Annotated in this window: 23 protein-coding genes; 22 read left to right on the top strand and 1 reads right to left on the bottom strand. The window is 46.5% G+C overall.

Annotation, left to right across the window (positions count from 1 at the left end; all coding sequences use genetic code 11):
- Positions 1–3 precede the first annotated feature (3 nt).
- From KNL20_RS02825 to KNL20_RS02915, 19 genes are all read left to right on the top strand, one after another.
- On the top strand, positions 4–2,262 hold the full coding sequence (locus KNL20_RS02825) for a pyridine nucleotide-disulfide oxidoreductase/dicluster-binding protein (RefSeq protein WP_230399141.1): 2,259 nt from the start codon (positions 4–6) through the stop codon (positions 2,260–2,262).
- Positions 2,262–2,483, top strand: coding sequence for a DVU_1557 family redox protein (locus tag KNL20_RS02830; RefSeq protein ID WP_230399142.1), 222 nt, complete (start codon positions 2,262–2,264; stop codon positions 2,481–2,483). The genes KNL20_RS02825 and KNL20_RS02830 overlap by 1 nt, the downstream gene beginning before the upstream one ends.
- 30 nt (positions 2,484–2,513) lie before the next feature.
- Complete coding sequence (locus KNL20_RS02835; protein WP_230399143.1) at positions 2,514–3,104, top strand: class I SAM-dependent methyltransferase; 591 nt, start codon at positions 2,514–2,516, stop codon at positions 3,102–3,104.
- A 50-nt stretch (positions 3,105–3,154) separates the two neighbouring features.
- Positions 3,155–3,598 carry a DVU_1555 family C-GCAxxG-C-C protein gene (locus KNL20_RS02840; protein ID WP_230399144.1) on the top strand — a complete coding sequence of 148 codons (444 nt, stop codon included), beginning with the start codon at positions 3,155–3,157 and terminating at the stop codon, positions 3,596–3,598.
- A gap of 27 nt (positions 3,599–3,625) precedes the next feature.
- Positions 3,626–4,243, top strand: a complete 618-nt coding sequence (locus tag KNL20_RS02845; protein WP_230399145.1) for a nucleotidyltransferase family protein — start codon at positions 3,626–3,628, stop codon at positions 4,241–4,243.
- Entirely contained in the window at positions 4,240–5,586 is a 1,347-nt protein-coding gene (gene trsS / locus KNL20_RS02850) for a radical SAM (seleno)protein TrsS (protein ID WP_230399146.1), read from the top strand. The genes KNL20_RS02845 and trsS overlap by 4 nt, the downstream gene beginning before the upstream one ends.
- Positions 5,570–6,604: a DVU_1553 family AMP-dependent CoA ligase gene (locus KNL20_RS02855; protein ID WP_230399147.1), complete on the top strand. Its 1,035-nt coding sequence runs from the start codon at positions 5,570–5,572 to the stop codon at positions 6,602–6,604. The genes trsS and KNL20_RS02855 overlap by 17 nt, the downstream gene beginning before the upstream one ends.
- Positions 6,605–7,024: 420 nt before the next feature.
- A complete protein-coding gene (locus KNL20_RS02860; protein WP_230399148.1) occupies positions 7,025–8,485 on the top strand; it encodes an aminotransferase class I/II-fold pyridoxal phosphate-dependent enzyme in 1,461 nt (486 codons plus the stop codon).
- Between the two features lie 17 nt (positions 8,486–8,502).
- Positions 8,503–9,360 (top strand): polyamine aminopropyltransferase, encoded by an 858-nt coding sequence (speE, locus tag KNL20_RS02865; protein ID WP_230399149.1) that lies wholly within the window; start codon positions 8,503–8,505, stop codon positions 9,358–9,360.
- Complete coding sequence (locus tag KNL20_RS02870; protein ID WP_230399150.1) at positions 9,357–10,625, top strand: saccharopine dehydrogenase family protein; 1,269 nt, start codon at positions 9,357–9,359, stop codon at positions 10,623–10,625. The genes speE and KNL20_RS02870 overlap by 4 nt, the downstream gene beginning before the upstream one ends.
- An 8-nt stretch (positions 10,626–10,633) precedes the next feature.
- Positions 10,634–11,755, top strand: coding sequence for a carboxynorspermidine decarboxylase (gene nspC / locus KNL20_RS02875; protein WP_230399151.1), 1,122 nt, complete (start codon positions 10,634–10,636; stop codon positions 11,753–11,755).
- 15 nt (positions 11,756–11,770) lie between these two features.
- Positions 11,771–12,919: an agmatine deiminase gene (gene aguA / locus KNL20_RS02880; protein WP_230399152.1), complete on the top strand. Its 1,149-nt coding sequence runs from the start codon at positions 11,771–11,773 to the stop codon at positions 12,917–12,919.
- Positions 12,873–13,751 carry an N-carbamoylputrescine amidase gene (gene aguB / locus KNL20_RS02885; protein ID WP_230399153.1) on the top strand — a complete coding sequence of 293 codons (879 nt, stop codon included), beginning with the start codon at positions 12,873–12,875 and terminating at the stop codon, positions 13,749–13,751. Before aguA ends, aguB begins: the two co-directional genes overlap by 47 nt.
- Positions 13,752–13,807: 56 nt before the next feature.
- Positions 13,808–15,403 (top strand): DNA polymerase III subunit gamma/tau, encoded by a 1,596-nt coding sequence (dnaX, locus tag KNL20_RS02890; RefSeq protein WP_230399154.1) that lies wholly within the window; start codon positions 13,808–13,810, stop codon positions 15,401–15,403.
- 36 nt (positions 15,404–15,439) lie between these two features.
- Positions 15,440–15,799, top strand: a complete 360-nt coding sequence (locus KNL20_RS02895) for a YbaB/EbfC family nucleoid-associated protein (protein ID WP_230399155.1) — start codon at positions 15,440–15,442, stop codon at positions 15,797–15,799.
- Complete coding sequence (gene recR / locus KNL20_RS02900) at positions 15,799–16,395, top strand: recombination mediator RecR (RefSeq protein WP_230399156.1); 597 nt, start codon at positions 15,799–15,801, stop codon at positions 16,393–16,395. Before KNL20_RS02895 ends, recR begins: the two co-directional genes overlap by 1 nt.
- An 83-nt stretch (positions 16,396–16,478) precedes the next feature.
- Entirely contained in the window at positions 16,479–17,132 is a 654-nt protein-coding gene (gene fsa, locus KNL20_RS02905; protein ID WP_230399157.1) for a fructose-6-phosphate aldolase, read from the top strand.
- Positions 17,133–17,169: 37 nt separating this feature from the next.
- Entirely contained in the window at positions 17,170–18,009 is an 840-nt protein-coding gene (locus tag KNL20_RS02910) for a transketolase (protein ID WP_230399158.1), read from the top strand.
- Positions 17,997–18,938 carry a transketolase family protein gene (locus KNL20_RS02915; RefSeq protein WP_230399159.1) on the top strand — a complete coding sequence of 314 codons (942 nt, stop codon included), beginning with the start codon at positions 17,997–17,999 and terminating at the stop codon, positions 18,936–18,938. The genes KNL20_RS02910 and KNL20_RS02915 overlap by 13 nt, the downstream gene beginning before the upstream one ends.
- 111 nt (positions 18,939–19,049) lie before the next feature.
- On the opposite strand, the gene yyaC is transcribed toward KNL20_RS02915, so the two are convergent.
- Positions 19,050–19,661 (bottom strand): spore protease YyaC, encoded by a 612-nt coding sequence (gene yyaC / locus KNL20_RS02920; protein WP_230399160.1) that lies wholly within the window; start codon positions 19,659–19,661, stop codon positions 19,050–19,052.
- A gap of 244 nt (positions 19,662–19,905) precedes the next feature.
- On the opposite strand from yyaC, the gene KNL20_RS02925 reads away from it, so the two are divergent.
- The 3 genes from KNL20_RS02925 to KNL20_RS02935 all read left to right on the top strand — a co-directional run bounded on the left by KNL20_RS02925 (position 19,906) and on the right by KNL20_RS02935 (position 23,538).
- A complete protein-coding gene (locus KNL20_RS02925) occupies positions 19,906–21,144 on the top strand; it encodes a LysM peptidoglycan-binding domain-containing protein (RefSeq protein WP_230399161.1) in 1,239 nt (412 codons plus the stop codon).
- An 87-nt stretch (positions 21,145–21,231) separates the two neighbouring features.
- Complete coding sequence (locus tag KNL20_RS02930) at positions 21,232–22,788, top strand: DUF5711 family protein (protein ID WP_230399162.1); 1,557 nt, start codon at positions 21,232–21,234, stop codon at positions 22,786–22,788.
- A gap of 21 nt (positions 22,789–22,809) precedes the next feature.
- Positions 22,810–23,538: a CvpA family protein gene (locus KNL20_RS02935; RefSeq protein ID WP_230399163.1), complete on the top strand. Its 729-nt coding sequence runs from the start codon at positions 22,810–22,812 to the stop codon at positions 23,536–23,538.
- The last annotated feature ends 265 nt before the right edge of the window (positions 23,539–23,803 follow it).

Here is a 23,803-nt window from a genome sequence, read left to right on the forward strand (position 1 = left end):
TCTATGCATGAGGTAGATCAGAACGAACTTCGTGAACTGGAAAAACTCTGCACACAGGAGCAGCCGCCGTCAAGTACGGCGGCCTGTCCGCTCCATGTGGACTGCAGAGGGATTTGTAATGCACTTGCGGAAGGGAGTTTTGACAAGGCAAGAGCCGTCTATGAGAAAGCCGTTCCTTTCCCTGAACTGCTTCCAAAAATCTGTGAAGCTCCCTGCCAGGAGGTATGCGTCTGTGCGCGTGAAGGAAACGGTGTTTTTCTGCGCAAGCTGGAAGAGGCGGCATCCGTCTATGGAAAGCCGAAGAAAACCGGGAACTTTATAAGGAAGAAGTCAAAGACGGCAGCGATTATCGGAGGCGGTATCTGCGGTATGACAGCAGCTCTGGAGCTGGGAAAGAAAGGCTATCCTGTCACTCTGTATGAAAAAGCGGAAAGACTTGGGGGACACTTAAAAGCACATCCTGAAGTGACTGGAGAACTTTTAAATCAGATGGCAGCAAGGCTGTCGGAATATCATGTCAGGCTTGTCATGAATCATGAACAGACAAGCCCCCGGGAATTGCAGCAAGCATATGATGCGGTGATGATTGCCTGGGGGAAAGGGCAGGCCGGAGGAGCAGATGTCTATTATCGCTGTGAAACGCCCGGTATTTTCCGGGCGGGGGATGTGTTGGATGGAGAAGCGTACTTCTGGGTGCAGGCTATGGCAGACGGAAAGCATTGTGCACTTTCCATGGATCGCTACATGCAGGGAGTTTCCGTGGAGGCAGGACGGGAAAAGGAAGGCGTATTTGAAACCACCTTATGTGTGGATCGCCCTGCAGGTGCATGGCAGGCAAATTCAAAACCACCGGAGGAAGAAAAACTTGTAAAAATGCATGGAGACGAGCTGCTGTCAAAAGAAGAAGCCCGGGAAGAAGCGGAAAGATGCTGGAACTGCCAATGCACCAGGTGTACGGATGCCTGTGCATTCATGCGACATTACAAATCGTATCCTAAGAAGTACTTAAGGACTGTGTATAACAATCTTTCGATTGCCATGGGGACGCACCATGCAAACGGTATGATTAATACCTGTAATCTGTGCGGCCAATGTTCCGAGGTCTGCCCTTATGGACTGGATTTGGGGCAGGTCATGCAAAAAGCCAGAGAAGTTATGGTTTCCAAAGAAAAGATGCCCCGGTCGGCATTTGACTTTGCGCTGGAGGATATGAAATTTTCCAATGGGGACTGTTATTTTGCCAGCAGGGAGAAATGCCGGTATGTCTATTTCCCCGGCTGTCAGCTCAGCGCTTCAGCGCCTGACATTGTAAGGTCATCGTATCTGGATCTGAAGAAACGGATGGATGGGGAGGTCGGCCTGATTTTGGGGTGTTGTGGGATTATGGCAAAGTGGGCCGGAGAATCCGGGCTATATGAAGAAACCTTGAGCAAACTGAGAGATTCATTGGCACAGATGGGGAATCCGGTAATCATCACAGCCTGTCCAACCTGCTATGATACATTTATCAGGGAATTTACGGAGCAGCAGGTACAGGGAATCTGGCAAGTGCTGGAGTGTATCGGCCTTCCCCGGACAACAGCACTGTCAGAAAAAAGATTCTTGCACGATGCCTGCGGAGCCAGAGCGCATCCGGAGGTGCGTGCATCGATGCGGCGGCTGGCCGGGGCCATGGGTATTCGGGTAGAGGAACAGGTCTACAAAGAAGAAAAGGCAGGATGCTGTGGTTATGGCGGTCTGGCCCAGTTTTCAAATCCCGGGGTAGCGGCCGGGGTGACCGCCCAGGCGTTGGAAGGAAAGGACTGCTACCTGACCTACTGCATCAATTGCAGGGACCGTTTTGCAAAGGCCGGCGCAGATTCCGTACACATACTGGAAGTGATATATGGGTCAGACCCGGATGGTAAAAGACCCTGGCCACGCTATTCTCTGCGGCGAAAGAACAGATTTCGTCTGCAGCAGGAGTTGCGTAAAGAAATCTGGAAAGAAGAGGTGACGGCGATGGAGGAAAGCAGGCTTTATTATTCATCGGAACTGGAAGATGAGCTGGAAAAGCGCCTGATTCTGGAAAGCGATATTTGCCAGGTCATTGCGCAGGCGGAAAAGGAACACCACCGCATCTGGGACAGGGAAAGTGAAACCTTTATTGCCCATCATAGGGTAGGACACGTGACTTACTGGGTGTATTACAGAGAACGGGAGGATGGTTACGAGATATTAAGAACCTATTCCCACAGAATGCAGATAAAGGGGGAGGCATAATGTCACAGAAATATCATGAGTCCTATGAATTTGAACCGGGAAGTCTTGTCTGTGACAAGTGTCAGGCGGCTATGGAACCCGGGGAAGTGATACTTCAATATATGGGGAATGATTTTCCAATCCAAATGCCAAAATGTCCTTTATGCGGACAGGTATTCATACCTGAAGAACTGGCAAGTGGTAAGATCCTCCAGGTGGAACGGGCTCTGGAAGACAAGTAAGTGGAATGGGTTTTGAAAGAAGGGTAGAGGATGGAACATTGTGACTTTTGGGGAGACAAAGAACAGAGTCATCCGGGTGGCACAGCACTTACTCTGTGGCTGCTGGAACAGGCGGAAAAGGCGAAAGGCCCCATTTGGAAAGGGAAATTCCTGGATGTGGGCTGCGGCACGGGGGATACCGTAAAGCTTTTGAAAAACCTGGGATTTCAGGCAAATGGAATCGATCGGATACTGCCCTTGGAGTTGAAAGAAAAAGGCTTGATAGAAGGGGATTTCCTGAAATGGTTTTTCCCTGAAGACAGCTATGATGGGCTGTTTCTGGAATGCACGCTCTGCCTTTTGAACGAGGAGGAGACATTTCATAATATAACAAAGTGTTTAAAGCATGACGGCCTTTTACTATTGTCGGATATCTACCGGAAGGATACAGGCATACCTGACTATAGAAAATTTGGGTTTCAGCTAATAGCAGCCAGAACCTGTGAGGAGGAGTGGAAAGCCTACCGGTCATACTGGCTCTGGAATTATGGAAAGGACAACGGCTTTGCCTGCCTGCCGGGAGGAAAGACGGATTTGAGTAATATGAGCTATTATGCGGGGGTTTATCGGGCGGATGGCTGAACTGAGGAGTCAAAAGGTATTTTGACCCCTGATACCCGGAAAGGAGATTTATGGATATAGAAACTCGTTTGCTAGAACTGGCCGGACAGGGGATGGCCTGCAGCCAGATGCTGATGATTATGGCCTTGGAAGAGGCCCAGGTAGAATGCCCCCAGGCAGTCAGAACCGTGAGCGGATTATGCGGCGGACTGGGGTATTGCGGGCGGGAATGCGGTGCATTGACCGGAGGATGTGCAGTTCTGGGATTTTTTGCGGGAAAGGGAATACCTGAGGAAGAACCGGAGCTGGATTTTCTGACGATCCTCCGCGAATATGTGGACTGGTTTATAAGTAATTATGGAAAAGAGGACAAAACCTGCAGTTGCCAGACTATCCTGGGTGGTGATTTTGACAGGGCAGGAACTGTATGCATGCCTTTAGTCGCCGCCTGCTATGAGAAACTGATGGAGCTGCTAAGTGACTATGAAATCCCATTATCAGATCCCTATTGCTAAGAAATGAATGAAAAGGAAAGGTAGATTATGAAATATCAGGTATTGATTCTGGCTGCCGGATGCTCCAGAAGGATGAAAAAATTCAAACCCCTGCTGCCACTGGGAAAAGGATGTATCTTACAGTCTGTAATAGACAATTTTAAAAAGTCAGGCTTAGAAGATATCCTTGTGGTCGTGGGATGTCAGAGACAGCGGGTGATATCTCTGCTGAAACAGGAACATGTGTCCTGGGTGGTGAATGAAGCCTATGAAGATACGGATATGCTGGAATCTGTGAAAGTCGGACTGTCGGCAATCAAGGCAGATACAGATGCCGTCTTTATCTGCCCGGGGGACGTCCCCCTGATAGCCCCTGCAACGATACAGGAGATTATCCGAACTTATGAACAGGGAGACAGCCCGATCTTAATACCTACATATAAGGGGGAGATGGGACACCCGCCCGTCTACAGTGCTGCGGTTATACAGGAAATACAAAACCATCGTGAAGACGGCGGTCTGCGCAGCTTCCTGCAGAGATATCCCTTTTGGATCCGGTATCTGCCGGTGGAAGATGAGGAAGTTGTCAAAGATGCCAATCTGCCTGAAGACTATAAACGTATTTTAAACGTTTATGCTTTGAAAAAACAGGAGGTGATTCAATGAATTGTCAAAAGACGGAGAGCGTCTGTCCGGTCTGCCTGAAGAAAGTCGACGCGTTTAGAGTCCCGGAAGGACAGAAGGTATATCTGGAAAAAGAATGCTGCGAGCATGGAAAGTTTCGTACGTTGATCTGGAATGGGCCTCCGGCGTATGAATTCTGGGGAAAAAAGAAAGAGCCCGTCCCATTGATTTCACCGGCGATGGAGATGAAACAGGGATGTCCCTATGACTGCGGTCTGTGCACAGATCATCGACAGAAAACCTGTTGTGTTTTACTGGAAGTGACAAAGCGGTGTGATTTGAACTGTCCACTTTGTTTTGCCTCGGCAGGAGGAGATGCCAGGGATGATCTTACACTTGAGGAAATTGAATTACAGTTCAAAGATATGATGCAGCGGGGAGGTCCGTTTAATATCCAGTTATCCGGCGGCGAACCGGGCATGAGGGAGGACCTTCCTGAGATTATAAAGTTGGGGCGACACGTAGGATTCGAGTACTTTCAGATGAACACCAATGGAATTCGAATCGGATACGACAGGCAATACATGCACCGGTTGGCCGAGGCAGGACTTAACTGTGTATTCCTGCAATTTGACGGTCTGGATGAAAGTGTTTACAAAAAATTGCGGGGAAGAGAACTACTGGCAGAGAAAATGGCGGCAATAGAAGCGTGCAGGCGGGAAGGCATCGGCGTGGTACTGGTACCGGTTATTGCACCTGATATCAATGTAGACCAGGTTGGAAAGATATTGGATTTTGCTTTAGAGCAGATGCCGGTGGTAAGAGGTGTACATTTTCAGCCTGTGAGTTATTTTGGAAGATATATGGGCAACGCTCCCGAAGAACGGTTCACAATGCCCGACCTTTTAAGAGAAATTGAAAAACAGACCCGGGGACAGATGAAGGCCAGTGATTTTACAGCTGGAAATGCAGAAAATGCCTATTGTTCCTTCTCGGGTAACTTTATAAAAGAAGCGGATGGCGGCATCACTCCATGGGATCATTCGAATTCCTGTGGATGCGGAAGCTCGGATAAATCCAAAGAATTTGTAGCCCGTCAGTGGTCGGCGCCACCCAAAGCCTGTACTTGCTGCTGTGAAGAAGACAACCTTGATTCCTCCTCCCTGGATGAATTCTTAAATCGTCTGAACCGCCAGACGCTGGCGGTATCCTGCATGACCTTTATGGATGCCTGGAACCTGGATCTGGAGCGTTTGAAAGAATGTTATATCCACATTTCGGAATATAAAGACAACCCCAGACTGATTCCATTCTGCGCATACAACCTTACAGCGGCAGATGGAAGGACGTTATATAGAGGGTTCCGCCATGAACAAGAAGAGTAGGACCTGTAGATGGGAAAGCTGGGCCCGGCAGCATATCAGCGACGGTGCCCTTATGCAGCGGGAGAGCATCCGGTCTTATCAGTTTCAGAAAATACAGGAAACCTATTTCCGGGTTCTTCGAAATAGTTCTTTTTATAAGAAAATGTATAAAGATTCAGGATGTCCCTCTGCGCTGAATAACTGGCAGAATTTTGGGGAGCTGCCTCTGATCACGGAGGAGGATATCCGGAAACGTGGTATGGAGATGGTTTGCGTTTCCCAAAGTCAGATCAGCCGTGTGGTGTCTTTAGATACCTCCGGTACCACAGGGCTCCCGAAAAGGTTGTTTTTTACAGAAGAAGATCAGGAATTAACGCTGGATTTCTTTCATTATGGAATGAAAGAACTGGCAGATCCCAAAGACCGGGTCATGATTTTACTGCCGGGCGGCCAAAGGGGAGGGCTGGCAAATCTTTTAGAAAGGGGCGTGGCGCGGATACCTGCTAAGAGCCTCGTCTATGGATTGGTGGAAGAGACCGAAGACTGTGTGAATGAAATCTGCCGGAATCAGATTACCGTAGTGGTGGGCATTCCTGTCCAGGTGCAGGCACTGGCTGCCTGCTGCAGGGATAGGAAGATAAAGGTTCCGGTAAAACGGGTCCTTTTAAGTACAGACGTCTTGTCTGATTCAGTTCGCCATCAAATAGAGGAAGGACTTTCCTGTGAGGTCTTTAACCACTATGGAATGACGGAACTGGGATATGGGGGAGCATTGGAGTGCAGAGAACATCAGGGAATGCATATCCGGGAGAATGATCTGTACGTGGAGATTGTAGAGCCGATATCAGGAAAGAGTCTGCCGGAAGGCAGCCTTGGTGAGATTGCAGTTACCACGTTGACCAGAAAAGGCATGCCTCTGATTCGCTATCGGACAGGAGATATGGGCAGGATGTTGCCCGGACGCTGCCCCTGCGGCAGTATACTGAAACGACTGGATGGAATCAGAAGAATCAGTGACAGCCTTGACTGGAACAAGTAGAAAAAAATGATTGACACCCACCCTCTACATATGCTATTCTTTTAGCCAGTATGAAGAGACATTATCGTTTTCATGCAAATATTGACCACTTCCATTGTGCAGCACGAAGGAAGTTAAGCCCAGACGGACAGGCGGGTCAGCTGCCGAGCGTGGGAAACCACATTATTGATTGAGTTAAAAGCTCAAATTTTATAAGTTGATTACTTAATAATCCGTGCGGATGCACATCACTTGTGAAACGATCAATAATAGCAGGGAAACATATTTGCTATGTAGACGCGAAGACGATGAATGTCATGAATATAAAGGCAGGAGGATCACTTTCAGGCCGGATATATATTCTGTGAGATTTTGGCAGGTGATGCACATCACCTGCCTTTTTTGGCGGCTTTTTATCTAAGAAAGGGGACAAAATACGATATGAACGATAGGAACATAGAAGAACAAAGAAGGGCCCCTATTTATGAAGCGCTTGAGTCCTTTCAAAAAAAGAGGGTGGTTCCCTTTGACGTTCCGGGTCACAAAAGAGGGAGAGGAAATCCGGAGCTGGCGAAGCTTCTGGGAGAGAAGTGCGTGGGTCTCGATGTCAATTCCATGAAGCCTCTGGATAATTTATGTCACCCCGTATCCGTAATCCGGGATGCGGAAGAGCTTGCAGCCAGGGCCTTTGGTGCAGCAGATGCATTCTTGATGGTAGGTGGGACGACCTCAGCGGTACAGAGCATGATTCTGTCCGTCTGTAAGGCAGGTGAGAAGATGATTCTTCCCAGAAATGTACATAAGAGTGTCATTAATGCACTGGTTCTGTGCGGTGCAGTTCCGGTTTATGTAAATCCGGATGTGAACAGTATGCTGGGCATTTCTCTTGGTATGGAAATGAACCAGGTGGAGAAGGCAATCCGGGAAAACCCGGATGCAGTGGCAGTCTTTATCAATAACCCTACCTATTATGGAATTTGTTCCGACATCCGTTCCATTGTGAAGCTGGCCCACACACATGGGATGAAGGTCCTTGCAGATGAAGCTCATGGAACCCATCTCTATTTTGGAAAGGGGCTTCCTGTATCGGCGATGGAAGCAGGAGCGGATATGGCGGCAGTCTCCATGCATAAGTCGGGAGGCAGTCTGACCCAGAGCTCCCTGCTCCTTTTGAACAAGGGTGTCAATGGGGACTATGTGCGGCAGATCATAAATCTGACGCAGACCACCAGTGCTTCCTACCTGCTGCTGTCAAGCCTGGATATTTCGAGAAGAAATCTGGCTTTGAGAGGAGAGGAGTCATTTGCCCGTGTGGTGGAGATGGCGGAATATGCCAGAGATGAAATTAATTCCATCGGCGGATATTACGCCTACGGGCGGGATTTAATTAACGGAACCAGTATCTTCGAATATGATGTGACAAAGCTTTCTGTCTATACCCTGGGTAATGGACTGGCGGGGATTGAGGTCTATGACCTTCTCCGGGATGAATATGACATCCAGATCGAGTTCGGAGATATCTGCAATATTCTGGCCTATATTTCCATCGGAGACAGAATTCAGGATATCGAACGTCTGGTTGGCGCTCTGGCGGATATTGAGCGCCTCTATAAAAAAGACCGGACAGGGATGCTCTCCGGAGAATATATAGCGCCTGAGGTTGTGATTTCCCCGCAAAGTGCATTTTATTCCCGGAAGATATCGGTCCCTGTGGAAGAATCAGCAGGAAAAATCAGCGGTGAGTTTGTGATGTGCTACCCGCCCGGAATTCCAATACTGGCCCCGGGAGAGATGATTACGAAGGACATCGTGGAGTATATCCTCTACGCCAGAGAAAAGGGCTGTTCTATGCAGGGAACCGAAGACCCTGCGATAGAGCATCTGATGGTGCTGGAAAACTGACCTAAGGAGAAAATAAGATGGAGATATGGTTTTCAGAAATGCACACGCCTAACGTGAAGCTTTCGGTGCGGATCGATAAGCAGCTATTTTCAGGTGAGAGTGCATATCAAAGAATTGATGTGTTCGAATCCCAGGAGTTCGGAAAATTTGTGGCCCTGGACGGAAACATTGTCTTTTCAGATAAAGATGAATTCATATATGATGAAATGGTGACCCATGTGCCGATGGCGGTCCATCCCTATGTGAAGCATGTGCTGATCATCGGCGGAGGAGACGGAGGGGTAGCAAAAGAGCTCCTGCAATATCCTTCGATTACAGCCATCGATGTGGTGGAATCGGATAAACTGTTCGTAGATGTGTGCCGGGATATTTTTCCGGAGGTGGCCTGCGGACTTACAGATCCCAGGGTACAGGTTTACTTTGACGACGGGTTACGCTTTCTAAGAAATAAAAAAGAGCAATACGACCTGATCATTAATGATTCCACGGATCCCTTCGGACACACGGAAGGGCTTTTTACCAAAGAATTTTATGGCAGCTGTTATAAGGCACTTCGAGAAGACGGCATCATGGTATATCAGCATGGAAGCCCGTTTTATGATGAGGATGAGATGGCCTGCAGGAGCATGCACCGGAAGGTGTACCGTTCCTTTCCGATAAGCCGGGTCTACCAGGCCCATATTCCCACATGTTCCTCCGGTTATTGGCTGTTTGGATTTGCCTCCAAAAAGTATCACCCGCTTCATGATTTTAAACCGGAGGCCTGGAAGAAATTAAATATAGAAACATGGTACTATACGACGAATCTTCACACCGGCGCGTTTATGCTGCCAAAATATGTAGAAGATCTACTGGAAGAGGAGGAAAATCGATGAGCAGATTATTAATAATCGGATGTGGTGGTGTTGCAGCAGTGGCAATTCAAAAGTGCTGTCAGAACAGCCAGGTATTTACGGACATCTGTATCGCAAGCAGAACAAAGAAAAAGTGTGATGATTTAAAGGAAAAGCTGGAGAAAACCACGGAAACCAGAATCCAGACAGCGGAAGTGGATGCGGACCGTGTGGAAGAGGTTATTTCCCTCATAAAGTTCTACAAGCCGGATGCGGTCTTGCATGTGGCCCTTCCTTATCAGGATCTGACCATTATGGAGGCCTGCCTTGCTGCAGGAGCAGACTATATTGACACGGCCAATTTTGAACCCGAAGACACGGAGGATTCCAAGTGGCGCACTGTTTATGAAAAACGCTGTGAGGAGTTGGGATTTACGGCATATTTTGATTATTCCTGGCAATGGGATTACAAGGAGCGCTTTGAAAAGGCTGGTGTTACGGCGCTTCTTGGAAGTGGCTTTGACCCTGGCGTCACCAGTGTATTTTCCGCCTATGCCTTAAAGCATTATTTTGATGAAATTCATACTATAGATATCTTAGACTGTAATGGCGGTGACCACGGATATCCTTTTGCCACCAACTTCAACCCGGAAATCAACCTGAGGGAGGTCTCTGCGAATGGCTCCTACTGGGAGGACGGGCATTGGGTGGAGACGAAGCCCATGGAGATTAAATCCAGGTATAATTTCCCCCAGATAGGGGAGAAGGACATGTATCTGCTTCACCATGAAGAAATTGAATCCCTGGCAAGGAACATTTCCGGCGTCAGGAGAATACGTTTCTTCATGACCTTTGGTCAGAGCTATCTGACGCATATGAAATGCCTGGAAAATGTAGGGATGCTTTCCACCTCACCCGTATCCTTTAACGGCCAGGAAATTGTCCCCATCCAGTTCTTAAAGGAGCTCCTTCCTGATCCGGCCTCATTGGGACCAAGAACCGTGGGGAAGACCAATATTGGATGTATTTTCACAGGAATCAAGGAAGGAAAGGAGAAGACCATCTATATCTATAACGTATGTGATCATCAGGAGTGTTATAAAGAGGTAGGGTCACAGGCAATTTCGTATACAACAGGTGTTCCTGCGATGATCGGAGCCATGATGGTTGTGACCGGCCAATGGAAAAAACCCGGTGTGTTCAATGTGGAAGAGTTTGACCCGGATCCGTATATGGAAGCATTAAATCAGTGGGGGCTGCCCTGGGTTGTATGCGAGGATCCGGAAACCGTCACTGTATGGAGATAGGACAGGCGATGAAAATTGAGAAATTACAAACACCCTGTTATGTGATAGATGAAGGCAGGCTGGAAGAAAACCTGAAAATCTTAAAAAGAGTGAAAGAAAACACGGGGTGCAGCATATTACTGGCACAAAAAGCCTTCTCCTGTTTTGCGGAGTATCCTCTGATCGGGCGCTACATTGACGGCACCACAGCAAGCGGAATTTATGAAGCAAGACTTGGCAAGGAAGAGATGGGGCTTGAAAATCATGTATTTTCACCGGCCTATAAGGAAGAGGATTTCCAGGCACTGGTTCAGATCTGCGATCATATCGTATTTAATTCATTTTCCCAATTAGAACGGTATAAGGACCGGCTGGATGGTGTGCAGGCGGGAATCCGTATCAATCCGGAGTGTTCTACGCAGGCAGGTCATGATATCTATGATCCCTGTGCGCCCGGCTCCCGGCTGGGGGTTACGGCAGAGCAGTTTCGGGAGGAGTGCCTGCCCCTTCTTTCCGGACTTCATTTTCATACACTGTGCGAGCAGAATGCGGATGACCTGAAAAAGACGCTGGACGTTGTGGAAGAGAAGTTCGGAAGATATCTGTCCCGGATTTCCTGGCTGAATATGGGCGGAGGGCATCATATCACCAGATCTGACTACGATATAAAACTTCTGGAAGAATGTATCATAAGGATGCAGAAGAGGTATGGGCTTCATGTATATCTGGAGCCTGGGGAGGCAGTTGCCTTAAATGCCGGATACCTGGTGACGGAAGTTCTGGAGGTGGTGGAAAATGGGATCAAGACCTTGATTTTGGATACCTCTGCGTCCTGCCATATGCCGGATGTTTTGGAGATGCCTTACAGGCCTCCGTTAAAAGACAGCGGGATGCCGGGGGAAAAACCATATACCTACAGGCTTTCTTCCTGCACCTGCCTCGCCGGAGACATTATCGGGGATTACTCCTTTGACCGGGAGATAAAGATTGGAGACAGGTTGTATTTTACGGATATGGCGATTTACTCTATGGTTAAAAACAATACCTTTAACGGAATGCCGCTGCCATCTATTGCTGCGATGGACAGCAAGGGAGAATGCCGGATGATAAGGACTTTTGGATATGAAGACTTCAAGAAACGGCTGTCCTGACCGGAGGAAAAATATATGAAAAGATTAAAAAGCTTTCCGGCAGCTGATGGGTTCCATATGCCGGGAGAATTTGAACCCCATCGGGGATGTATTATGATCTGGCCCAAACGGCCGGGCTCCTGGCCCTTTGATGCAAAAAAGGCAAGGAAAACATTTGCCCGTATTGCGGAAATTATTGCAGACAGCGAGCCTGTGATTATGCTTTGTGAGAGCGATGTAACAGACAGTGCCCGCCGTATGCTCTCAGACAGAATTCAAGTGGTGGAGATGCAATCCGACGATGCATGGGCAAGAGATGTGGCCCCAACCTTTGTGGTGAACCAGGAGGGAGAGGTCCGGGGAATTAACTGGAGGTTTAACGCCTGGGGAGGCACTGTGGACGGGCTTTATCCGAACTGGGAAAAGGATGACCGGATTGCAGAAAGCTTCTGTGAAAAGTTCGGATATCCGGTCTATGATGCCGGAAATTTTGTTCTGGAAGGAGGAGCTGTCCACTCGGACGGAGAAGGGACTGTACTGGTGACAGAGAGTTGTCTTCTGAGTGCCGGGCGAAATCCATCCCTTAGTAGAGAAGAGATTGAGGAACAGCTGAAAAGGTACCTGGGGGCTGCGAAAATAATCTGGCTGAAATCAGGTATTTACCAGGATGAAACCAATGAGCACGTAGATAATGTATGCGCTTTTGTCCGTCCCGGTGCGTTGGTTCTGGCCTGGACGGATGATGAGAATGATCCGCAATATGAAATGTCCCTGGCGGATTTAAGGCTGCTGGAACAGGAGACCGATGCCCGGGGGAGGCATTTTAAGATATACAAGCTTCCTGTTCCGAAGCGGCCGGTCTGTATTACACAGGAGGAGCTTTCCGGACTTGTCTTTGAACCGGGAGAGGATGAAAGGGAGGTTGGAGAGCGGCTTGCTGCCAGCTATGTGAACTTTTATATCTCAAACGGCGGAGTGGTCGTTCCCCAGTTTGGAGATGGACACGATGCGGACGCGGTGCGGATATTAGGAGAATGCTTTCCGGAAAGAAAAATCCATCCGGTTTATGCAAGGGATATCCTTGTGGGAGGTGGAAATATACATTGTATTACACAACAGATTCCGAAAGGAGGTTTGTATGAGAGAAGTAACGGTGGCGGCAGTTCAGATGAAGTGCGGTGCTGACAGAAAGAAAAACATAGAACATGCGGAACATCTGGTGCGGCAGGCGGCAGGGAAGGGAGCGCAGGTAATCCTGCTTCCTGAACTGTTTGAAGGCCCTTATTTCTGCCAGGAAAGAAGGTACGAAAGCTATGCACTTGCAAAAACGGCAGAGGAAAATGATGCGGTCAGGCATTTTTCAAAAATCGCTTCAGAGCTCCAGGTAGTCATTCCCGTCAGCTTTTATGAGGAAACCAAAAACAGCATGTTTAATTCAGTGGCCGTTCTTGATGCGGACGGAAGAAATCTTGGGATATATCGGAAAACGCATATACCGGATGACCACTATTATCAGGAAAAATTTTATTTTACTCCCGGGGATACCGGGTTTCGGGTGTTTGATACAAGATATGGGAAAATAGGCATCGGCATCTGCTGGGACCAGTGGTTTCCGGAGACCGCCAGATGCCTTGCTTTGCAGGGAGCTGAACTGATTCTGTATCCGACCGCCATCGGAAGCGAACCAATATTGGAATGCGACAGCATGGAGCATTGGCGGCGGTGTATGCAAGGCCATTCGGCTTCCAATATTGTTCCGGTGGCGGCGGCCAACCGGGTGGGAGAGGAATGGATAATTCCCTGTGCGGAAAACGGAAACCAAAGCTCTTCACTTAAATTCTACGGCTCCTCCTTTCTCACAGACAGTACCGGTGCTGTGATAAAATCCATGGGCAGAATGGAAGAAGGGGTTATCTGTGCATCCTATGATTTAGACCTGATCAGGATGGAACGCAGGAACTGGGGCCTCTTCCGCGACCGCAGGCCCGAGATGTATGGAACGATTTTATCTTGTTAGGAAGTAAAAAATAAGGTATACTGACATGAGAGATGTAAATAGACAGAGGTGAGACCATGAGCTACACGGCTCTATATCGTAAATTCCGTCCGGATACATTTGCAGATGTAAAAGGACAGGATCATATTGTAACAACATTAAAAAACCAAATAAAGGCTGACCGCATCGGCCATGCTTATCTGTTCTGCGGAACCCGGGGAACAGGTAAAACCACGATCGCTAAAATTCTGGCAAGGGCAGTGAACTGCGAGCATCCAATTGACGGGAGTCCGTGCAATGTATGTGAAAGCTGCAAGGCAATCCGTGCGGGAGTTTCTACAAACGTCATAGAAATCGATGCCGCCTCCAACAACGGCGTGGACAATATAAGGGAAATCCGGGAGGAAGTTGCTTATCGTCCCACACAGGGGAAATACAAAGTATATATCATCGACGAGGTTCATATGCTTTCGACAGGAGCTTTCAATGCATTACTGAAAACCCTGGAGGAACCACCTTCCTATGTGATATTCATACTGGCAACTACGGAGGCCAATAAAATTCCGGTGACGATCCTGTCCCGCTGCCAGCGCTATGATTTCAGGCGGATTACGATTGATACCATAGCGGACCGGCTGATGGAATTGATGCGCATGGAAGAAGTCGACGCAGAGGAGCGGGCGATCCGCTATGTGGCCAAAGCCGCGGACGGTTCCATGCGTGATGCGTTGAGCCTGCTTGACCAGTGCATTGCATTTTATCTGGGGGAAACACTAACCTATGATAAAGCTCTGGAAGTGCTGGGAACCGTAGATACCGAGGTGTTCAGCCAGCTTTTAAGGAAGGTGATCAGTCAGGATGTGACGGGAAGCATTCACATTCTGGAGCAGCTGGTGAATCAGGGAAAAGAGATGACACAATTTGTAGCTGACTTTACCTGGTATGTAAGAAACTTGCTTTTAGTGAAAACTTCTGATAATCTGGAAGATGTGTTGGATGTATCCACCGATAATCTTAAGCTGATGGAAGAAGAGAGCAGGATGATCGATGTGGAAACATTGATGAGATATATCCGTGTATTCTCCGATCTTTCGGGGCAGATTCGTTATGCCGCACAGAAGAGAGTCCTGGTGGAGATTGCATTGATCAAGCTGTGCAGACCGCAGATGGAAACCAACATGGATTCGCTGCTGGATCGTATCCGCACCCTGGAAGAGAAGATGGAAAAAGGGATACCGGTGAATATAAAGCAGAATGTTTCATATACTGCTGCAAAGGCTGATACTTCTCCGGAGACGCCCAAAGCACAAAAACCTGCTAAGGCCGCACCGGAAGACTTAAAGAGAGTGCGGGCCGAATGGAGGATGATTATCGGTCAGGTGGAAAGTGGCATGCTTCGGCAGTATCTGCAGCGCTCGATACCGAAATACAACAGTGAAACAGGAGAGGCAAAACTATTTGTCGAATTTCAGGATAAGAATGCGCAGATGTATCTGGAAAATGAAGACGCAAAGAAGGAAATTGAAACAATTATCGAAGAACGGATCGGAAAATCTGTAGAGGTGGAACTGATTATTTCAGAGAATCATAAGCATGAAGCCCTGGCTCAGATAGATCTGGATACGATTTTGAAAGAATCAGTGCATATGCCGGTGGAAATTGAAGAGGAATAAGATATAGAAAAGCTGATAAAAGGAGGATTTGAAGTTATGGCAAAAAGAGGCGGATTTCCGGGTGGCATGGGTATGCCTGGCAATATGAACAATCTGATGAAGCAGGCTCAGAAGATGCAAAAGCAGATGGAAGAGAACCAGAAAACTCTGGAGGAAAAAGCGTTTACTGCATCTGCCGGCGGCGGTGCGGTTGAAGTTACAATTTCAGGAAAAAAAGAGATTACAAAGGTGAAGCTGGCTGAAGAGGTAGTGGACCCGGACGATATTGAAATGCTGGAGGACCTCATTATGGCGGCCTGCAATGAAGCACTGCGCCAGGTGGAAGAGGAATCCGCCACTATGATGTCCAAGATGACAGGAGGTCTCGGCGGCATGGGCGGAGGCATACCCTTCTGATGGATTATTATAGCAGTCATATTAACCGATTGATTGAACAGTTCTCGCGACTTCCGGGAATCGGAACCAAGTCGGCTCAGCGTTTGGCTTTTCACATCATTCATATGCCGAAAGACCAGGTAAAGCAGTTGACGGAAGCGATCCAGGGAGCCAGGGAAAATGTGCAGTATTGTAAGGAATGCTGTACGCTTACAGATCAGGAAACCTGTCCGATCTGCAGTAACCCCAAGCGTGACCATAAGCAGATTATGGTGGTAGAGAATACCAGAGATCTGGCTGCCTATGAGAAGACAGGCAAATTCGAAGGGGTGTACCATGTCCTGCACGGAGCCATATCGCCGATGCTGGGAATTGGTCCGGATGATATTAAACTCAAGGAGTTGATGCAGAGGCTTCAGGGAGAGGTGGAGGAGGTCATTATTGCGACCAATTCCAGCCTGGAGGGAGAGACCACAGCGATGTATATCAGCAAATTAATCAAACCTACCGGAATCAGGGTAACCAGAATTGCGAGCGGGGTTCCGGTGGGAGGAGATTTGGAGTATATAGATGAAGTTACCCTGCTCCGTGCACTCGAAGGAAGGGTGGAACTTTAAGTTAGTATTTGAAGATATGGAATCCTGTGGTATACTAAAACCAGAGAATTCATATAATATACATTTTCAGGGAGGGATTTATCATGAAATTTTTTATTGATACTGCCAATGTAGAGGACATCAGAAAAGCAAATGACATGGGAGTTATCTGTGGTGTTACCACAAATCCGTCATTGATTGCAAAAGAAGGGAGAGATTTTAATGAAGTTATAAAAGAAATCACTTCTATCGTGGATGGACCAATCAGCGGTGAGGTAAAGGCAACGACAACAGATGCAGAAGGTATGATCAAAGAGGGACGTGAAATCGCAGCCATTCATCCAAATATGGTTGTTAAAATCCCGATGACTGTAGAAGGGTTAAAGGCCTGTAAAGTCTTAAGCTCTGAAGGTATCAAGACGAATGTCACTCTGATTTTCTCCTCAAACCAGGCACTTCTGGCGGCGAGAGCCGGAGCATCCTATGTTTCTCCCTTCCTTGGACGTCTGGATGATATTAACGTAAGAGGTGTGGATCTGATTGCGGAAATCAGTGAGATGTTTGCGGTTGCAGGTATTGATACCGAAATTATCGCGGCCAGCGTACGTAATACGATCCATGTAACAGACTGTGCTCTGGCAGGGGCGGATATTGCTACCGTTCCTTATAAAGTAATTGAACAGATGACCAAACATCCGCTGACAGACGCCGGCATCGCAAAGTTCCAGGCCGACTACAAAGCTGTATTTGGTGAATAAGACTTTTAGACAGACGCTACAAAAAGGAGAAGAAAGCATGAACACATTAGAGCTTCAAAAGACTGCCAACGAGGTTCGGAAGGGAATCATAACTGCAGTACATGGTGCAAAAGCAGGGCATCCAGGAGGATCTCTGTCAGCAGCTGATATTTTCACATATTTATATTTTGAAGAGCTGAATATTGATCCGGAAGACCCGAGAAAGCCGGATCGTGACCGGTTTGTTCTTTCAAAGGGACATACATCCCCGGGATTGTATTCTGTATTAGCTGAAAGGGGCTACCTTCCCAAAGAGGATCTTCCGACATTCCGCCATCTGGGATCCTATCTTCAGGGACATCCGGACATGAAGCATATCCCGGGCGTGGACATGACCAGTGGTTCTCTCGGACAGGGAGTTTCAGCAGCAGTAGGGATGGCTTTGTCTGCAAAGCTTTCCGATGACAGCTATAGGGTATATGCTCTTCTGGGAGATGGTGAACTTCAGGAAGGGCAGGTCTGGGAGGCAGCCATGTTTGCAGGCGCCCGTAAGCTGGACAACCTGGTACTGATTGTAGATAACAACGGACTTCAGATAGATGGAGCAGTGTCGGACATCTGTACCCCTTATCCGATTGATAAGAAGTTTGAAGCATTTAACTTCCATGTAATCAGGCTTGAGGATGGTAATGACATGGATCAGGTTCGTGCGGCATTTAAGGAGGCCCAAACTGTAAAAGGCATGCCCTCTGTTATCGTCGCAAAGACAGTAAAGGGAAAAGGTGTTTCCTTCATGGAAGGGCAGGTAGGCTGGCACGGAAAGGCTCCGAATGATGAGGAATATGCGACAGCCATGGCAGATTTGGAAAAGGCAGGTGAAGTGTTATGTCAGAAGTAAAGAAAATTGCAACCAGAGTAAGTTATGGGAATGCCCTTGTGGAACTGGGCAGAAAACACGATAATTTAGTTGTTCTGGATGCTGATCTTGCAGCAGCGACACAGACTGCTATCTTCAAAAAAGAGTTTCCCAAACGTCACATTGACTGCGGTATTGCAGAGTGTAATATGATGGGAATCGCAGCAGGTATCTCAACTACGGGGAAAATTCCTTTTGCCAGTTCTTTTGCTATGTTTGCAGCAGGACGTGCGTTTGAACAGGTTCGGAACTCAATCGGTTACCCGCATTTGAACGTAAAAATCGGAGCTACTCATGCAGGAATCTCTGTTGGTGAAGATGGTGCGACACACCAGTGTAATGAAGATATTGCTCTGATGCGTACCATACCGGGTATGACTATCATCAACCCCTCAGATGATGTGGAAGCAAGGGCGGCTGTGCAGGCGGCGTATGAGATGGAAGGGCCGGTCTATCTTCGCTTCGGACGTCTGGCAGTTCCGGTAATCAATGATGGACCGGACTATAAGTTTGAACTCGGAAAAGGTGTCGTATTAAAAGAAGGTAAGGATCTTACGATCGTTGCCACAGGCCTTTGTGTATCGGAAGCCCTTGAAGCCGCAAAAAAACTGGCGGATGAAGGTGTGGATGCAAAAGTAATTAACATTCATACAATCAAACCTCTGGATGAAGAACTGATCGTGGCTGCGGCTAAGGAAACCGGCAAAGTGGTAACTGTAGAGGAGCATTCTGTTATTGGAGGCTTAGGAAGTGCAGTCTGCGATGCATTGAGTGCCAATGCGCCAACTCCAGTCTTAAAGATAGGCGTTCAGGATGTATTCGGAGAATCCGGAGCGGCGGTAAAGCTTCTGGAAAAATACGGATTGGATGCACAGGGAATTTATAAACAGATTAAAGACTGGATTGAATAAAAAGAAACGAAAGATGTCGTACATGTTGATGGAAATCAAGGTGTGCGGCTTCTTTTTTGTCTATAAGAAGCCGCATATCCTTTGGCTGAAAGGTATTAATGATCGGCTATACTAGTTTGTGCAGAAATATACTTCCGGAACGGATGTCATTGCCTTATGGGTCAGATCTTTTATATAACAGGTTTGTAAAATCCCCTGACTGATCAAATCGGCCATCTGCATTACGTCAGACAGTCGGGTGCTGGAAAGGAGCAGATGCGGAGAAACTCCGGTCTGATTTACAATTCCTGTTATGAAGATATGTCCTACTGCGGGGAGATTTTTGCTGACTCCCGCACCCGGAAGAATTGCTCCTTTTCCGACACAGACGCACCCCTGATGGGAAGAAGATCCTAAAGAAGCATCGATGGCAATAATCAATCCATGAGGATGCGCATACTGTATATCTTTCATTATTTCCTGCAAATTCAGGGCGTGTACTGGATAATCTAATGTACCATAGACCGTATAGGGTCGCTTTGGAGTCCGATTAAGCTGATTTCCGATTAATGGACCGAGACAGTCTCCTGTGATCCGGTCACTGCCGATACATAGAAATATCAATTCGCTCCATAATAAATCAATATGAGATATATAATATTCCAGAGCATTCCCAATTTCGGCACTGGCTTGTTCTGTCTTAGAATTTACGTAACAAGTCTCGTTTTTTGATTTTCGAAACATGGCGGTCCCCCTAATATCTGTTCTGTGACGCGTTGTCACTCTTCTAACCATTTTCCCCGTTATTTTATAGAATATTCGCCAGACAGGGATTTAATTCCATGCTGTTTGGGAAAGAGATATATGTGCTGTTTACAGAGTGTCTTTTATAAAAGAATCTGTCGATAAAATCAGGGTTTCCTACTGCATATTTTGATAAAATTTGCGGATTGAGTATGCTATTGTATGGGACAAAAGGGGTGATTTAATGATTGAAATCGTTTATAAGGAAGACAAAAAAGAGGCAAATGGAAATGAAGAATTTTTCTATCTGCCGAAGAACATCAGACAAATAGGTGAAGTGGGGGGAGCACGAAAGATTTATATGGAGGACTATGTCTACACCTTTTTGAAACGTATGAGTGCAGACAGAGAGGGAGCCGGACATGCAGCTATACTACTGGGGAGATATAAATGGGCGGAAGGAAAGTCCTACCTGTTTATACAAAGTGCCATAGAATTACAAAGTATGGAAGTCAGTCTGGAGCATATGCAATTTACGGACAAGATTTGGGGAGAAGTCCATGACACCATGGAGCAATACTTTAAAGGACAAGAAATCCTGGGATGGACTTTAAGCCTGCCCGGGTTTAGCTTTGAAATTAATGATGTAATACTGAAGACACATCTGAATCATTTTGCAGGGAATGACAAGGTGCTTCTATTGATGGAGCCCACGGAGAAAGAAGAAATCTTTTATTATTATGAAAATGGAAGGCTGCAAAAAGAAGGCGGGTATTACATTTATTATGAGAAAAACGAGTTGATGCAGGAGTACATGATTGCAACCGGGAAAAATCGTTCTATTGAAGAAACGGAAAAAATTCCCGACAGAGCTGTCAATAACTTCAGGAAGGTATTAGAACAAAAGCATGATTCCAAGGAAGACTCCGATGACAAAACCGGGCACAATATGGTATATACCCTTGCAGCATGTGTTGCAGTGGCTATACTGGCGGTTGGATTTACCTATGCCAGAGATGCGGGTGCCCTTCCTGGAGTGTTAAGCAGATTCAACAATTCACAGGATGTGGGAATAACAGCTGCGGTCTCGGATTCAAATCAGGGAGAAACAAGCATGTCAGATGAAGAGGTGAACGCAGCAGAACAAGAAAATGAGCAGCAATCTTCATCTGACAGCAATAGCACGAGCCTTTCCGGAGACAGAGAAGAGGCCGTTCCAACGGTTGAACCTACTGCAAATCCCACGCCGACACCTCCAGCTGCAACTACTCCGGGGAATCCAAACGTGGAAAACAATACTGCTCAAACCTCCGGTGGGGTAGCAAAGACCAGAGAATATACTGTTCAAAAAGGCGATACCTTAAGCAAAATCTGTATGGCTGCTTACGGCAATATGACCATGATTCAGCAGATATGTGATTTGAATAACCTTGAAAATGCCGAGCTAATTTATGAGGGGCAGAAATTAATACTCCCACAATAAGCAATCTTATGTTACAATCTAGATGTGAACCACAAAAATAAGTGCCGGTAATTGTATTTTGATTTACAAAAAGGCTGAAGGTTATTTATGGATGAAAATAAAGAAATAGATTTTGAGAAACTACAGAAGGCACTGGAAGAGGTACCGGAAGTACATAAGGAAGAATCAAAAAAGGCACAGGAAGAAGTGCCGGAAGAATTGCAAAGAGAAGCCCTGGAAAAAGCAGCCGAAGAGCTGCAAAGGGAAATGCCGGAAGAAGCGGCGAAAAAGCTGCCAGAGGAAGAACCGGGAGAGAAAAAAAACGCAGAAAATAAAGAACTGGACCATGAGGGGTGGGGGGAACAGGAGAGCGAAGAAAATACGATTGAGAACACGGTATTAAACGCACTCTCTGCTGCAACAATCTTCGTTCACAACGAGAAAAAGAGAAGGAAAAGCTCTTTTGAAACAAAAAGCGAACCTTCATTCAGCGGACGAACAAAAGCCGTTATCTCCAGTCTAAGCGAATATAAAGAAAGGCTATGGGCCTGCAGAAAGAAAAAATGGTTTAGGGCTGCGGCAGTTGCCATAGCCGTATTAGTGTTCCTGCTTTCAGTGACACAAGTGGAAAAATATTGGACATATGATTCTTATACTATGGAAACTACGTTGACAGAGGAGGACACTACAACAGCCACTTATAGCAGGATAGGGGATAAGGTATTGAAGTATGGTTTGGACGGAGCCTCCCTCAGTGACTCTAATGGTAAGGAGCTCTGGAATAGTTCATATACGATGAATGCCCCGGCCGTTAATAATTGTGACGGTACATTCGTCATCTATGACACGCAGGGCACCAGTATGAATGTGTACCAGGAATCGGGGAAAATAGGAAGCGTGTCTACAGATATGCCTATTGTAAAAGCAAAGGTGGCGAAACAGGGGGTGGTGGCAGCCATTCTTGAATCTGGTGAAAACACATGGATTCAGTATTATGACAAAGAGGGCAGCAGCATAGCATCCTTTAAGACAACATTGGACAGCCCCGGATATCCACTGGATCTGACATTGTCAGAAGATGGATTACTAATGTCAGTGTCTTATCTGCAGATGAAGCAAGGTATACCGGAGACTCAGATAGCTTTTTATAATTGGAGCAGTATTGGGCAGAACCAGATGGACAATATGGTCAATAGCTATACTTTGAAGAACACCATTGCTCCCCAGGTAGAATATTTAAGTCGGACGGAGTGTCTGGCGTTCAGGGATGATGGATTCACAGTTTATGAAGGGCAGCAGATTCCGAAACAGGAGGCCGAGGTAAATGAGAAAAAAGAAATCATCAGCGCATTCTATAATAGCAGTCATGTCGGGTATGTGGTGCATAATGATGATTCTGGTAAAGCCTTCACGATGAAAGTGTATAATCTGAAAGGGAAAGAAATATTTACCAAGGACTTTGATTTTGAATACGATTCTATTTCGATGGGAGATAATCAGGTTTTGATGTATAACAACAAGCAGATGTGCACTTACAGCCTCTCTGGTGTGAAAAAATTTGAAGGAGATATAAAAAAAGGCATACTAAATAACGTGCTTCCATTTTCCTCAAATCGATATATGCTGGTAACAGACAGCGGAACCTGCTTCATAAAGCTGAGATAGTGACGGAAAGAGGAGACTGACATGAGTTGGCTGTTAATTGTAATAATAGTTATTTTGGCAATATCTGTAATCCAGGGACTTCGGAAAGGGCTGGTCCGAACAATCGTTTCTACATTCTTTCTGGTATTTGTGATGGCTATCTCAGTTTGGATGGCGCCTCATATTGAAGATTTACTGGATCAAAATACAAAATTGCCGGAGTACATAGAAGCAAAATGTGAATCCTTTCTAAATGAACACATGATTCGTAATAGTAAGGGCCAATCTGGAACCGGAAGTGGCGGTGATGAGACATCCGGCAAACTGCTTGAACAGGAGCAAATTGAAAGCCTACCGATTCCGGATTATTTTAAGAGACAGATAGCAGAAAACAATAACAAAGCTGCCTATCAGGAATTGATGGCGCAGACATTTACGGACTATGTTCGAAAATATTTGAGTGGAATCGTACTATACATCATATCTTTTGCGGCTGCTTTTATCCTTTCGGTTATCATTCTTGAGATTATACTGAAAGCAGTGGATGTTGTGACTGAACTGCCGTTAATTGGGTTCGCCAACAGACTGGGGGGCGCAGCAGCAGGTGTGGTACGTGCACTTTTGTGGGTATGGATCTTTTTTGCAATCCTTATGTTGTTTGCCAATACCCAGTGGGGAAGAATATGTATGCAGGAAATCGAAAGGAATTCAATATTAAGTTATATGTATACACATAATCTGCTGCTGGACTATCTTTTGAAAAACAACTGAATAAAGTGAGTATATATACCTGTAAAAGTCCACTTTGTGATATAGTGGACTTTTATTGTAAAAAAAGGAAAAAAGGTGTTGACAAATATAAATAACATGTGATACTATAACTAAGCTGTCAATGGGACAAACGGAAACAGCAAGACAACTTAAAAAATGTCAAAAAAAGTTCTTGACAAACAGTATGCTGCATGATAAGATAATCAAGTTGCTGCTGAGACAGGAACACAGAAGAACCTTGATAATTAAACAGTGAAACACATCC

The sequence above is a fragment of the Novisyntrophococcus fermenticellae genome (assembly GCF_018866245.1).
GTDB lineage: Bacteria > Bacillota > Clostridia > Lachnospirales > Lachnospiraceae > Novisyntrophococcus > Novisyntrophococcus fermenticellae.

Bases quoted from the DNA above. Each gene is read 5' to 3' on its own strand.
- KNL20_RS02825 (WP_230399141.1), top strand. From the start codon at position 4: ATGCATGAGGTAGATCAGAACGAACTTCGTGAACTGGAAAAACTCTGC.
- KNL20_RS02830 (WP_230399142.1), top strand. From the start codon at position 2,262: ATGTCACAGAAATATCATGAGTCCTATGAATTTGAACCGGGAAGTCTT.
- KNL20_RS02835 (WP_230399143.1), top strand. From the start codon at position 2,514: ATGGAACATTGTGACTTTTGGGGAGACAAAGAACAGAGTCATCCGGGT.
- KNL20_RS02840 (WP_230399144.1), top strand. From the start codon at position 3,155: ATGGATATAGAAACTCGTTTGCTAGAACTGGCCGGACAGGGGATGGCC.
- KNL20_RS02845 (WP_230399145.1), top strand. From the start codon at position 3,626: ATGAAATATCAGGTATTGATTCTGGCTGCCGGATGCTCCAGAAGGATG.
- trsS (WP_230399146.1), top strand. From the start codon at position 4,240: ATGAATTGTCAAAAGACGGAGAGCGTCTGTCCGGTCTGCCTGAAGAAA.
- KNL20_RS02855 (WP_230399147.1), top strand. From the start codon at position 5,570: ATGAACAAGAAGAGTAGGACCTGTAGATGGGAAAGCTGGGCCCGGCAG.
- KNL20_RS02860 (WP_230399148.1), top strand. From the start codon at position 7,025: ATGAACGATAGGAACATAGAAGAACAAAGAAGGGCCCCTATTTATGAA.
- speE (WP_230399149.1), top strand. From the start codon at position 8,503: ATGGAGATATGGTTTTCAGAAATGCACACGCCTAACGTGAAGCTTTCG.
- KNL20_RS02870 (WP_230399150.1), top strand. From the start codon at position 9,357: ATGAGCAGATTATTAATAATCGGATGTGGTGGTGTTGCAGCAGTGGCA.
- nspC (WP_230399151.1), top strand. From the start codon at position 10,634: ATGAAAATTGAGAAATTACAAACACCCTGTTATGTGATAGATGAAGGC.
- aguA (WP_230399152.1), top strand. From the start codon at position 11,771: ATGAAAAGATTAAAAAGCTTTCCGGCAGCTGATGGGTTCCATATGCCG.
- aguB (WP_230399153.1), top strand. From the start codon at position 12,873: ATGAGAGAAGTAACGGTGGCGGCAGTTCAGATGAAGTGCGGTGCTGAC.
- dnaX (WP_230399154.1), top strand. From the start codon at position 13,808: ATGAGCTACACGGCTCTATATCGTAAATTCCGTCCGGATACATTTGCA.
- KNL20_RS02895 (WP_230399155.1), top strand. From the start codon at position 15,440: ATGGCAAAAAGAGGCGGATTTCCGGGTGGCATGGGTATGCCTGGCAAT.
- recR (WP_230399156.1), top strand. From the start codon at position 15,799: ATGGATTATTATAGCAGTCATATTAACCGATTGATTGAACAGTTCTCG.
- fsa (WP_230399157.1), top strand. From the start codon at position 16,479: ATGAAATTTTTTATTGATACTGCCAATGTAGAGGACATCAGAAAAGCA.
- KNL20_RS02910 (WP_230399158.1), top strand. From the start codon at position 17,170: ATGAACACATTAGAGCTTCAAAAGACTGCCAACGAGGTTCGGAAGGGA.
- KNL20_RS02915 (WP_230399159.1), top strand. From the start codon at position 17,997: ATGTCAGAAGTAAAGAAAATTGCAACCAGAGTAAGTTATGGGAATGCC.
- yyaC (WP_230399160.1), bottom strand. From the start codon at position 19,661: ATGTTTCGAAAATCAAAAAACGAGACTTGTTACGTAAATTCTAAGACA.
- KNL20_RS02925 (WP_230399161.1), top strand. From the start codon at position 19,906: ATGATTGAAATCGTTTATAAGGAAGACAAAAAAGAGGCAAATGGAAAT.
- KNL20_RS02930 (WP_230399162.1), top strand. From the start codon at position 21,232: ATGGATGAAAATAAAGAAATAGATTTTGAGAAACTACAGAAGGCACTG.
- KNL20_RS02935 (WP_230399163.1), top strand. From the start codon at position 22,810: ATGAGTTGGCTGTTAATTGTAATAATAGTTATTTTGGCAATATCTGTA.